This is a genomic window from Streptomyces sp. NPDC002092 (assembly GCF_053593775.1).
The window spans coordinates 129,522-141,554 of sequence record NZ_JBSFDG010000001.1 but is presented as its reverse complement, the minus strand read 5'-3'; the positions used below and the strand labels follow the sequence as shown (position 1 = coordinate 141,554).

10 protein-coding genes and 1 pseudogene are annotated in these 12,033 nt (G+C 69.8%); 6 read left to right on the top strand and 5 right to left on the bottom strand.

From position 1 onward, the window contains the following. Positions 1-2: 2 nt before the first annotated feature. The 5 genes from ACWCRD_RS00620 to ACWCRD_RS00600 all read left to right on the top strand — a co-directional run bounded on the left by ACWCRD_RS00620 (position 3) and on the right by ACWCRD_RS00600 (position 5,099). A complete protein-coding gene (locus ACWCRD_RS00620) occupies positions 3-1,331 on the top strand; it encodes a sulfate adenylyltransferase subunit 1 (RefSeq protein ID WP_450963774.1) in 1,329 nt (442 codons plus the stop codon). A gap of 221 nt (positions 1,332-1,552) precedes the next feature. Continuing rightward, on the top strand, positions 1,553-2,659 hold the full coding sequence (locus ACWCRD_RS00615; protein ID WP_450963773.1) for an aliphatic sulfonate ABC transporter substrate-binding protein: 1,107 nt from the start codon (positions 1,553-1,555) through the stop codon (positions 2,657-2,659). A gap of 34 nt (positions 2,660-2,693) precedes the next feature. After that, positions 2,694-3,479, top strand: coding sequence for an ABC transporter ATP-binding protein (locus tag ACWCRD_RS00610; protein WP_450963772.1), 786 nt, complete (start codon positions 2,694-2,696; stop codon positions 3,477-3,479). Next, a complete protein-coding gene (locus ACWCRD_RS00605) occupies positions 3,466-4,344 on the top strand; it encodes an ABC transporter permease (protein WP_450963771.1) in 879 nt (292 codons plus the stop codon). Before ACWCRD_RS00610 ends, ACWCRD_RS00605 begins: the two co-directional genes overlap by 14 nt. A gap of 5 nt (positions 4,345-4,349) precedes the next feature. Further along, complete coding sequence (locus ACWCRD_RS00600; protein WP_450963770.1) at positions 4,350-5,099, top strand: sirohydrochlorin chelatase; 750 nt, start codon at positions 4,350-4,352, stop codon at positions 5,097-5,099. 13 nt (positions 5,100-5,112) lie between these two features. On the opposite strand, the gene ACWCRD_RS00595 is transcribed toward ACWCRD_RS00600, so the two are convergent. Genes ACWCRD_RS00595 through ACWCRD_RS00580 form a run of 4 tightly spaced genes read right to left on the bottom strand, consistent with a single transcriptional unit; the run spans position 5,113 to position 8,036 of the window. Further along, entirely contained in the window at positions 5,113-5,730 is a 618-nt protein-coding gene (locus ACWCRD_RS00595) for a mycothiol-dependent nitroreductase Rv2466c family protein (RefSeq protein WP_450963769.1), read from the bottom strand. Positions 5,731-5,785: 55 nt separating this feature from the next. Beyond that, on the bottom strand, positions 5,786-6,382 hold the full coding sequence (locus ACWCRD_RS00590) for a TIGR03086 family metal-binding protein (protein ID WP_450963768.1): 597 nt from the start codon (positions 6,380-6,382) through the stop codon (positions 5,786-5,788). A 25-nt stretch (positions 6,383-6,407) separates the two neighbouring features. Beyond that, a complete protein-coding gene (locus ACWCRD_RS00585) occupies positions 6,408-7,430 on the bottom strand; it encodes a ketopantoate reductase family protein (protein ID WP_450963767.1) in 1,023 nt (340 codons plus the stop codon). A 57-nt stretch (positions 7,431-7,487) separates the two neighbouring features. After that, positions 7,488-8,036, bottom strand: a complete 549-nt coding sequence (locus ACWCRD_RS00580; protein WP_450963766.1) for a DUF1697 domain-containing protein — start codon at positions 8,034-8,036, stop codon at positions 7,488-7,490. 386 nt (positions 8,037-8,422) lie between these two features. Here ACWCRD_RS00580 and ACWCRD_RS00575 point away from each other — a divergent pair, with 386 nt between their 5' ends. Continuing rightward, positions 8,423-10,681 carry an MMPL family transporter gene (locus ACWCRD_RS00575; RefSeq protein ID WP_450963765.1) on the top strand — a complete coding sequence of 753 codons (2,259 nt, stop codon included), beginning with the start codon at positions 8,423-8,425 and terminating at the stop codon, positions 10,679-10,681. A gap of 88 nt (positions 10,682-10,769) precedes the next feature. Here ACWCRD_RS00575 and mgt read toward each other — a convergent pair. Further along, a pseudogene (gene mgt, locus ACWCRD_RS00570) lies at positions 10,770-12,027 on the bottom strand (macrolide-inactivating glycosyltransferase). Between the last annotated feature and the right edge of the window lie 6 nt (positions 12,028-12,033).

Genomic DNA, 12,033 nt, shown 5'->3' with positions numbered 1-12,033 from the left:
GCATGAGCACCACCACGGAACTCACCGAGACGACCCTTCTGCGGTTCGCGACCGCCGGTTCGGTCGACGACGGCAAGTCCACGCTCGTCGGCCGGCTGCTGCACGACTCCAAGTCGGTCCTGGTCGACCAGCTGGAGGCCGTCGAGCGCGCCTCCGCCAGCCGTGGCCAGGACGCCCCCGACCTCGCGCTGCTGACGGACGGTCTGCGCGCCGAGCGCGAGCAGGGCATCACGATCGACGTGGCCTACCGCTACTTCGCCACGCCCCGGCGCCGGTTCATCCTCGCCGACACCCCCGGCCATGTGCAGTACACCCGCAACATGGTGACGGGTGCCTCCACCGCCGAGCTGACGGTGATCCTGGTGGACGCCCGCAACGGCGTCGTCGAGCAGACGCGCCGGCACGCCGCGATCGCGGCCCTGCTCCGCGTCCCGCACGTCGTCCTCGCCGTCAACAAGATGGACCTGGTCGACTACAAGGAGCCGGTCTTCGCCGCGATCGCCGAGGAGTTCACGGCGTACGCGCTGGAGCTGGGCGTCCCGGAGATCACCGCGATCCCGATCTCGGCGCTGGCCGGTGACAACGTGGTGGAGCCGTCCGCGAACATGGACTGGTACGGCGGCCCGACCTTCCTGGAGCACCTGGAGACGGTCCCGGTCACCCACGACCTGAGCCACTGCCACGCGCGCCTGCCCGTGCAGTACGTGATCCGTCCGCAGACCGCCGAGCACCCGGACTACCGGGGCTACGCGGGCCAGATCGCCGCGGGCTCCTTCCGCGTCGGCGAGGCCGTCACGGTGCTCCCCTCGGGCCGTGCCTCCCGCATCTCGGGCATCGACCTGCTCGGCGAGCCGGTCGACGTCGCCTGGACCACCCAGTCGGTGACGATCCTCCTGGAGGACGACATCGACATCTCGCGCGGCGACCTGATCGTGCCCAGCAAGGACGCCCCGGCGACCACGCAGGACATCGAGGCGACCGTCTGCCATGTCGCCGACCAGGCGCTGACCGTCAACCACCGGGTGCTGCTCAAGCACGGCACCCGCACGGTCAAGGCCATCGTCAAGGACATCCCGTCCCGGCTCACCCTCGACGACCTGTCCCTGCACCCGCACCCGGGACAGCTCGTCGCCAACGACATCGGCCGCGTGAAGATCCGCACCGCGGAACCGCTGCCGGTGGACTCCTACGCCGACTCGCGCCGCACCGGCTCGTTCATCCTGATCGACCCGAACGACGGCACCACGCTCACCGCGGGCATGGTCGGCGAGTCGTTCGCGTCCCCGGAGCCGGTCAAGGACGAGTCCGAAGACGACGGTTGGGACTTCTGACATGAACTCCCTCGACTACTACTCCACGTTCGCGAAGGAGGGCGGCCGCGTCGGCAGCGGCGCTCTGGGCAGCGGGCAGGGCGGAGTGGCGCGATGTGTGCGTTGACGTACGCGCACTGCCTGCGCGCCCTCACCCCCCACCGCCGTAGACGCAACCTGCCGACCTCCCGGCCACGACCTGAGAGACCGTGACCGCCGGGCCTCCGAGAGGAACACCTCCCGTGCCTGCTACATCCGCTCGTCGCCGCACCTTCGCGGTCATTGCCGCGCTGCCTCTTCTTACGCTTGCCGCTTGCGGCTATGGGTCCAAGTCCACGGCCGACAACGCCAAGGAGAAGGTCGCCGCAGGATCGTCGAAGATCGACGGTCTCGGCTCCGTCAAGATCGGCTACTTCGGCAACTTGACCCACGGCACCGCGCTCGTCGCCCGTCAGCAGGGCCTTTTCCAGAAGGAACTGGGCGCCACCAAGGCGGACTACGCCACTTTCAACGCCGGTCCCTCCGAGATCGAGGCGCTCAACTCGGGCTCCATCGACATCGGTTGGATCGGCCCCTCACCGTCGATCAACGGGTACGTCAAGTCCGACGGCAAGGGCCTGAAGATCATCGGCGGCTCGGCGTCCGGCGGTGTGAAGCTGGTCGTCAACCCGAAGAAGATCAAGTCCCTGAAGGACGTCAAGGGCAAGAAGATCGCCACCCCGCAGCTGGGCAACACTCAGGACGTGGCGTTCCTCAACTGGGCCGCCGACCAGGGCTGGAAGGTCGACGCGCAGAGCGGCAAGGGCGACGTCACAGTCGTCCGTACGGACAACAAGATCACCCCGGACGCCTACAAGTCGGGCTCCATCGATGGCGCCTGGGTGCCGGAGCCGACCGCCTCCAAGCTGGTCGCCGAGGGCGGCAAGGTGCTGCTCGACGAGGCGTCGCTGTGGCCGGACAAGAAGTTCGTGATCACGAACATCATCGTGCGGGCCGGCTTCCTCAAGGACCACCCGAAGGCCGTCGAGGCGGTCCTGAAGGCATCCGTCGAGGCCAACAAGTGGATCAACGTTAATCCGGACAGGGCGAAGGCGGCGGCCAACAAGCAGCTGGAGGAGGACTCCGGCAAGGCGCTGCCCGCGAACGTCCTGGACCCGGCGTGGAAGTCGATCCAGTTCACCGACGACCCGCTGGCCTCCACCCTCAACACCGAGGCGGAGCACGCGGTCAAGGCCGGTCTGCTGCAGAAGCCGGACCTGAAGGGCATCTACGACCTCACGCTCCTCAACAAGGTCCTCAAGGCCGACGGCCAGAGCACGGTCGACGCCGCCGGCCTCGGCACCAGCTGACGTAGCACCGACGAGTTCCCAGGAGGTGACGACCATGGCCACGACCACGACCCTCGCCAAGGCCGACGAGACCGTCGAGTACGCCGCACGCCTTGAGCACGTCTCGAAGTCCTTCGCGGGTCCGGGCGGGCAGCAGCTCGTCCTGGACGACATCAGCATCGATGTCGCACCGGGTGAGTTCGTCACCCTCCTGGGGGCCTCGGGCTGCGGCAAGTCCACGCTGCTGAACCTGGTGGCGGGGCTCGACAAGCCCACCGCGGGCTCCATAACGACGGAGGGGCGGCCCGCCCTGATGTTCCAGGAGCACGCCCTCTTCCCATGGCTGACCGCGGGCAAGAACATCGAACTCGCCCTGAAGCTCAGGGGAGTTCCCAAGAACGACCGCCGGGACAGGGCCGAGGAACTGCTCGAACTGGTCCGGCTGAAGGGCGCGCACGGCAAGCGCGTCCACGAACTGTCCGGCGGTATGCGCCAGCGCGCGGCGCTGGCCCGCGCGCTCGCCCAGGAGAGCAACCTCCTGCTGATGGACGAGCCGTTCTCGGCGCTCGACGCCATCACACGCGACGTGCTGCACGACGAGCTGACCCGCATCTGGGCGGAGACTGGCCTGTCCGTCCTCTTCGTCACGCACAACGTGCGCGAGGCGGTACGGCTCGCCCAGCGCGTCGTCCTGCTGTCGTCCCGCCCGGGGCGGATCGCGCGCGAGTGGGCGGTCGACATCCCGCAGCCGCGCCGTATCGAGGACGCCCCTGTGGCCGAACTGTCCCTTGAGATCACCGATGTACTGCGTGGGGAGATCCGCCGTCATGGCCAGCACTGAGACGACACCGGTCCAGGACGCCGGGAGCGTCGAGGCGGGCCTGGACGCTCTGGAGACCACGGCCACCGGCCGCCCGACCCTCGGGCAGACCTTCACGAACAAGATCCTGCCACCGATCACCGCACTGGCCGTGGTCCTCGCCGCCTGGTTCCTCCTCTACCCGATCGTCGACGACCCGACCAAGTTGCCCTCGCCGGGCGCCGTGGGGAGCGCATTCAAGGACGCCTGGCTGAAGGGCGAGCTGCTCGGCTACATCTGGACCAGCGTCTCGCGCGGTCTGCTCGGCTTCTTCTTCGCGCTGCTCATCGGCACCCCGCTCGGTCTGCTGGTGGCGCGGGTGAAGTTCGTGCGCGCGGCCATCGGCCCGATCCTGTCCGGCCTGCAGTCGCTGCCTTCGGTTGCGTGGGTGCCGCCGGCCGTGATCTGGCTGGGCCTGAACAACTCGATGATGTACGCGGTGATCCTGCTCGGCGCGGTCCCGTCCATCGCCAACGGCCTCGTGTCCGGCGTCGACCAGGTGCCGCCGCTGTTCCTGCGCGCGGGCCGCACGATGGGCGCTTCCGGGCTGAAGGGCATCTGGCACGTCACCCTGCCGGCGGCGCTGCCCGGTTATGTGGCGGGGATGAAGCAGGGCTGGGCGTTCTCGTGGCGCTCGCTCATGGCCGCCGAGATCATCGCGTCCTTCCCTGATCTGGGTGTCGGCCTGGGTCAGCTGCTGGAGAACGGCCGCAACGCCCTCGACATGGCCATGGTGTTCGAGGCCATCCTGCTCATCCTCTTCGTCGGCATAGCCATCGACCTGCTGATCTTCAGCCCGCTGGAGCGGTGGGTGCTGCGCAGCCGCGGTCTGCTGGTGAAGAGCTGAGTCCGATGCATCCTTCGAAGCCCGTCCTCCTCGTCATCGCCCACGGCAGCCGCGACCCGCGGCACGCCGCGACGGTGCACGATCTCGTACGCCGGGTGCGCTCGCTGCGCCCGGGCGTTCGGGTGGAGACGGGCTTCCTGGACTTCAACGTCCCCTCGGTGCAGGGCGTGCTGGAGTCCCTGGCGGCGGAGGGCGTCCGCGATGTCGTGGCCCTCCCGCTGCTGCTGACCCGCGCGTTCCACGCGAAGGCGGACATCCCGGCGGTCCTGCGGGACGCGCCGCCGCAGCTGCGGATCCGGCAGGCGGACGTCCTCGGCCCGTCGCCGCTGCTGCTGTCCGCGCTGGAACGGCGGCTGTACGAGGCGGGCCTGAGCCCCGCCGACAAGTCCTCGACCGGGGTCGTGCTGGCCTCGGCGGGGTCCACCGACCCGGAGGCGATCGCAGTGATCGCAGAAATCGCGCGGGAGTGGCGGCACACCGGTTGGTGCGCCGTGCGGCCTGCGTTCGCCTCCGCGTCTCTTCCGCGCACCGAGGACGCGGTGCGGGAACTGCGGGCGCTGGGCTGCAGGCGGGTGGCCGTGGCGCCGTACGTCCTGGCACCCGGTTTCCTGCCGGACCGCATCGCGCGGGGCGCCGGACAGGCGGATGTCCTCGCCGATGTGCTGGGCGCGGCACCGGAAGTGGCACGGGTGCTGCTGCGCAGGTACGACGAGGCGTCCGCCGGGGCGCTGCTGCCGGTGCGGGCGAGCGCCTGAGGGGCGACGGGTCCTAGTCGAAGGACAGCCCGCCGGTGCGGGTGCGCTTCAGTTCGAAGAATTCGGGGTCGGTCGCCAGCACCCGGAAGCTGTCGAAGAGTTCGGCCGCTCGCGTGCCCCGCGGGATCGCCCTCAGCACGGGTCCGAACCACACCGTTCCGTCGACGTGAATGGTGGGCGTGCCCACATAGCCGCCCGATTCCGGTTCGACGCCCGTCTCGTGGCTGCGGCGTACGGCCTCGTCGTACGACGGGTCGTGGGCGGCGGTCGCGAGATCCGCGGGGAGGCCGAGTTCGGCGAGGGAGTCGGTGATCACGGCGTCGAAGTCCTCGTCCTTGCGTTCGTGGATCCGGGTGCCGAACGCCGTGTACAGGTCCCTCAGCACCTTCTCGCCGTGCCGCTCGGCCGCGGCCACCGCGACCCGTACCGGGCCGATCGACTTGTCGACCAACTCCCGGTACCAGTCGGGGAGTTCATTGCCGATGTTGTGCAGGTAGAGGCTCATCGCATGGAACCGGAGATCGAGCGGGCGTTCGCGCTCGACCTCCAGGAGCCAGCGGGAGGTGATCCAGGCGAAGGGGCAGGCGGGGTCGAACCAGAAGTCGACCCGGGTCGGCGAGGTGTTCGTCATGGGGTCGACGGTAGTGGTCAGGTGGTGCAGTGTCCCGGCCCAATCCAGGGCTTTTTCACTGACCCATTTTGGGGTCCCGTCCACTGGCGGCGAGCGCCCGCTCGAACACCGGGGCGCCGTCCGGCACCGGCACCGGGTCGGCGAAGCCGTCGTACTGCCGGTAGAGCTCGGCGTGCTTCTCGACCACGCCGAGGATGAAGCGGGCCGCGTCGTCCGAGACGTGGAACTGCTGGCCGGTGGCGGTGGCGACGTCCCAGCCGTGCACCGCCATCTCCTTGATGACCATCGAGGCGATCTCGGCGGCGGGCATCTTGGCCATGCCGAGGTCGATCTCGCCCTCCCACACCGCCGGGTCGGCCCAGGCCGCGACGGCGCGGTCCAGCTGGGCGGCGTAGGCCGCGGGCCAGTCGGGGTCGGCGGTGAAGTCGCGGGCGGTCAGCTCCTCGGGGAGCTGCTTGCGCAGGGCGCGGTGTTCCAGGCCGTGCGAGGTGTAGAGGACCCAGTGGTTGACCAGGGCTCGGACGTCCCAGTCGGTGCAGTGAGTGGCCTCGCCGAGCCGGTCCGCCGGGACGCCGCGCGCAACACGCGCCGCCTCGGCGGCACACTCGGCCATGAACGTGTGCAGGTGCTTCGGGTCGTCGTCGTACGTCATGCACTCCACGTTATGAGGAGGCCGCTCAGGGCTCTTGAACAAACGCGACAGCCTCGTCGGCGAGGCGGACGAGGTCCTCGACCGGCATGGATCCGGGGGCCCGGCGCTCGCGCGCGAAGGTGTTGGCGAGGCGCTGCAACAGCTCGTTCAGCGGAGTCGGTACGCCGTGCAGGCGACCGAGCAGCGCGATCTCGCCGTTGAGGTGGTCGGCCTCGATGGTGCCGGTGCCCCGGGTGAGCGACTGCCAGGAGGAGCCGCCGCCGCGCGGGGCGCCGTCGAGGGGGACCAGGTCCACCTTGTGGCCGCGTGCCGCCTTCTGCTCCTCGGCGCTCGCGTACGCGATCCCGGCGGCGTCGAGCACGGCCTCGCCCTCGGCGCGCACGCGCTTGTACAGCGTTACGGCCTCGTCATCGGAGATCGGCCCGGCGACCGCCTCCAGCGCGTTGCCCAGGTTGGACAGGAGCTTGGCGTACTGCCAGCGCGCCACGTCCGGCACGACCGGTGCCTCGAAACGGGACTTCTCCAGGTCGGCGGCGACCAGCCGTAGCGTCTCGTCGATGCCGTGCGGATGGCGGCCCAGGTGCAGGATGCCGGTCAGCGGGGCGCATGGGGCGGAGACGACGCCCGGTTCGACGAACGTCGACGGCAGCCAGACGCAGACGCCGTACACCTTCCGGAAGACCCTCAGGGCGAGCCGCTGGCCCTCCACTCCGTTCTGCGCGCAGAACAACGGCAGCCGCTCGGCCGCCGTGCCGCCGCCCGCGACCGGCGCCAGGCCCCAGGCCTGCAGCGCGGTCACGGTGTCCTGCGTCTTCACCGCGAGGACGAGCACGTCCTCGGCCCTCAACTCGCCCAGTTCGCCCGGCCCTTCGACGGTCGGCAGCCGGTGGGTGTACTCGCCGTCGGGCACCTTCAGGCGCAGCCCGCCCTCCCGCAGCGCCGCGTGGTGCGCGCCGCGCGCGACCAGGACCACCTCGTGCCCCGCACCCGCGAGACGCCCGCCGATCGAGCCGCCGACGGCTCCCGCTCCGATGATGATGTAACGCATGGGACGAGCCTCGCACAGTCGTGTGTACCTGCCATGAAGAGCCGGGTTTCCGCCCGGTCACTCTCCCGTGAGCTCCACCAGTTTCACGACGGTGTTCCAGTTGCGGCTGGTGGCGATGAGGCCTTTGTTGATACGGGGTTTGGCGAGGTGGGCGGCGAGCTGGGAGCGGCCGAGGCCGTCCGGCGCGTACAGGTACAGGGCGCGGTCGCCGAGCCGGAACTCCTCGGGGAGGTAGGCCTCCCGGTCGATCTCCGCGAACCGTTCGGCGTCCACCGGGCCGGAGAAGTAGGTGACGTGGAGCTGCTTGGCCTCCAGTTCGGCGGCCGGGAACGGGCAGGCATCGGCGATCGCCTTGAGGTAGGCGTGGTCGCGCACGATCACGTCGACCGCGAAACCGAAGTGCTTCTGGATGGCCTGCGCGAGTTCGGCGGCCAGGGACTCCTCGTCGCCGTGGCCGGACGCGAAGACGGCCTGGCCGCTCTGCAGATGGGTGCGGACGCCGTCGTAGCCGAGGCCGTCCATCAGCTGCCGCAGTTCGGCCATCGGGAGTTTCTTCTTGCCGCCCACGTTGATCCCGCGCAGCAGCGCCGCATACGTCGTCGTCATGGCCACACCATAAAGCGGCCGTCGTGCCCCGTGGGGGTGGGCGCGACGGCCGCCACGTCCGCGCGGGCGGACTGCCCGAAACTCTGTCCGAACCCGGGGGTCCGGTTCAACCGATACACGCACCTGTTACTTGTTGAACAAGGTTTCGCAATAACAAAGAGGGCGATGTCGACGGACCGGACACCCCGATCTTCATCCCCGAGAAGTCCCGATAGATGTAAGGGGCCGAAATCCTCCCCAGTGGTGAGACACCGGCGTCCGAGGGGAGGACCCGCGCCCGCCGCACTTCACCGGGCAGCACGACGAGACGCTCTTATCCGGCCCATACCTTCGAAGCAAAGGTGGCGGCAGGGGGCCGTCACCGCATACGAGGGGGCAAGCCCGTCATGGGGAACGGAGATTCGCGGGTGCGGGGCATAGCCGCCCGGGCCGGCGGCTGGAGCGCCCGGCACCGATGGGCTGCCGTCGGCATCTGGGTACTGTTCGTCGTCCTGGCGATAGGGCTCGGTTCGGCCGCCGGCCGGGTCGACGTCAAGGAGAGCGAACAGCTCAAGGGCGAGACACACACCGCCGCCAAGATCATCGAGGATGCGGGGATCAAGGAACCGGCCGCCGAGACGGTTCTGATCCAGGCGAAGGGCGGGAACCTCAAGGCGGCGGACGCCGAGTTCAAGTCCGCGGTCGACGCGGTCGTGACGGCGGTCGACGGGACCGGCAAGGTCACTGACGTGAAGTCGCCGTACGTCACGCACACGATCTCCAGGGACGGGCGCAGCGCGCTGGTGCAGTTCGACATGCGCGGCGACGCCGAGACCGCGTACGAGCGCGTGGAACCGGTGCTGAAGGCCGTCGCGGGGGCGCAGAAGGAGCACCAGACGCTGCGGATCGAGGAGATCGGCAGCGCCAGCATGAACAAGACGTTCAAGGACGCTTTCGGCGACGACTTCAAGAAGGCCGAGCTGTCCGCGGTGCCGGTGGCTCTCGGCATTCTGCTCATCGCCTTCGGCGCGCTGGTGGCCGCGCTGCTGCCGGTGGCGCTGGCGATCACCGCGATCATGGCGACGATGGGTCTGATGGGCGTCGTCAGCCATGTGATGCCGATGAGCGACACCGCCAACTCCGTGATGCTGCTGGTCGGCCTGGCGGTCGGCGTCGACTACTGCCTGTTCTATCTGCGCCGTGAGCGCGAGGAGCGCGCCGCCGGGAGGGACGCGCAGACCGCCCTGCGGATCGCGGCCGCCACCAGCGGCCGGGCGATCGTCGTCTCCGGCATCACCGTGTGCGTGGCAATGGCGGGCATGCTGTTCACCGGGCTCGTCACGTTCCAGGGGATGGGTCTGGCCTCCCTGATGGTCGTGGCGGTCGCCATGGTCGGCTCGGTGACGGTGCTGCCGGCGCTGCTCTCGCTGCTGGGCGAGCGGGTCGAGAAGGGGCGGATTCCCTTCCTGCGCAAGGCGATGGAGCGCCGGGCCGCCCGCACGGGCGGTGAGAGCCGGTTCTGGACCGCGGTGCTGCGCGGTGTGCTCGCCAAGCCGCTCGTGTCCGTACTGGTCGCGGCAGGTGCACTGCTGGCCGTCGCGGCTCCGGCACTCGGCATGAAGACCCAGAACCTCACGCTGGACCAGGAGTTCGGCGACTCGCTGCCGATCGTGCAGACGTACAACCGGGTCAACGACGCCTTCCCGGGCGGCTCCGAGCCGGCCGAGGTCGTCGTCAAGGCCAAGGACATCAACGCGCCGGAGGTGAAGTCCGCGCTCGCCGACTTCAAGGCGCGGGCGATCAGTTCGGGTGCCTCGCGCGGCCCGGTCGAGATCAAGCTGCACGACGCGCAGAACATCGCCTACGTGTACGTCCCGCTGGTCGGCGGCTCCGACCTGGACAAGGCGGGCGCCAGCCTGGAGAAGCTGCGGGACGAGGTACGGCCGGCCACCCTCGGCAAGCTGGACGGCGTGCAGGCGCCGATCACCGGACAGGTGGCCGGCTCGCACGACTTCAACGCCCAGCTCGGCGGCGCCGTCGTCCCGGTCTTCGCGTTCGTCGTGGTCTTCGCCTTCGTGCTGATGCTGCTGTCGTTCCGCTCGCTGACGGTCGCGATCACGTCGATCCTGCTCAACCTGCTGTCGGTGGGCGCGGCCTACGGCATCCTCGTCGCCGTCTTCCAGCACGGCTGGGGCGCCTCGCTGGTGGGCGCGCAGGGCGTCGGCGCGATCATCACCTGGCTGCCGCTGTTCCTGTTCGTGATCCTGTTCGGGCTGAGCATGGACTACCACGTGTTCGTGGTCTCGCGGATCCGCGAGGCGCGGATGCGGGGGCGCACGACGAGGGACGCGATCCAGCACGGTGTGGTCACCACGGCAGGTGTCGTCACCAGCGCCGCAGTCATCATGGTCGCCGTGTTCGCGATCTTCGGGACGCTCTCCATGCAGTCCATGAAGCAGATGGGTGTCGGCCTCGCGGCCGCGGTGCTCATCGACGCGACGATCATCCGGGGTGTGCTCCTCCCGGCGGTGATGGCGCTGCTGGGCGAGCGCAACTGGTATCTGCCGAAGTGGCTGAACCGGCTGCCCGACCTCACGCACGACGAGTCGGCCGAGGTCATCAGGCACCCGGTGCGGCGCGACGAGGGTGAGCGACTGGGCGTCTGATGGGGCTGAACCCTCAGAGAGGTTGACCCCTCACCGACCGAGGGCCCGCCGGCCACAGGGGAGCCGGCGGGCCCTCGCGATGCCCGAACTACCGGAGCCCCGCGGGCAGTTCGGCCTCGATCAGGTCGGCCGCCCGCCGAGTGCCCCCTTCCTTCGCCATGCCGGCCTGGATCTCCTTGAGGCGGCGGGCGACCTCGGGGTCGTCGACGAGGGCGAGGGCGGTCCTGCGCAGGGTCTGTGCGGTGGCCTCCGCGGTGGGCACGTGGCGGGCGACTCCCAGGGCCTGGAGCATGTCCGCGTTGCCGAACTGGTCGACGGCCTGCGGTACGGCGATCATCGGTGTGGCGGTGGCCAGACCCTCCTGGCTGCCGCCCGCCCCGGCGTGCGTGACGAACAGGTCGGCCTGCCGGAGTACCGCCAACTGCGGGGCCCAGGACCGTACTTCCACGTTCGCCGGTACCTCCCCGAGCAGCGACGGGTCCACCCGCCTGCCGATCTGCAGGACGAGGTGCCAGCCGGGCAGGCCGCCGAACGCCTCGACACACTCCCGGTAGAAACCGGGCCGGTCGGTGAAGGTCGAGCCCAGCGACACCAGCACCACCTTCTCGGCTCCGGCCGGCCGCTGCCAGTCGCCCTCCGCCTCGCGGTCGCCCTGGCAGGCGCCGACGAAGGTGTACACGGTCTCGTCGACCCGGTCGGCATGGGGCTGAAGGGCCTTGGGGATCAGGACGAGCGAGCGGTCGGGGCGGCCCACGAAGTCGTCCGGGTGCTGCGTGATTCCGTTCTCCTCCAGCCAGGCCCGGAAGCGCGCGTAGTACGCCCGGCCGCGCTCGGTCCGCTTCGGCTCCGCCCACATCGGCTCGGCGACCTCCTCCTCGTATCCCTCCCAGGCGACGAGGTTCGGCGAGAGCGAGATCGCGGGGATGCCCCAGCGGTGGGCGAGGACGCGGGCCGGGTACGCCGTGATGTCGTGCAGCACGAGGTCCGGTACGTCCCCGTCGTACGCCTCGGCCAGCTGCGGCAGCGCCTGGATCGCGTCTGCGAGGAACAGCTCGACGTGGTCCAGCAGTTCACTCCCCCACGCTGCCGGGTCCGCGTCGGGGCCCGGCAGCGTGGACTTCCACGGCTTCGGCTCGGCGCCGGTCCCGGCGACCTTCTCCGCGAACGCCGGCGGGATGGCATAGGTGACCCGGTGGCCCCGGGCGACCAGCTCGCGGATCACCTCGATGCTGGGATTCACATGGCCGTGAGCGGCGACGGAGAACATCGCGATGTGGGCGGGACGGGGTGCGGGGATCGGGGTAGGCATGTCGTCGAAGGTAGGCGAGACGATACGTCTCGTCCAATCATTT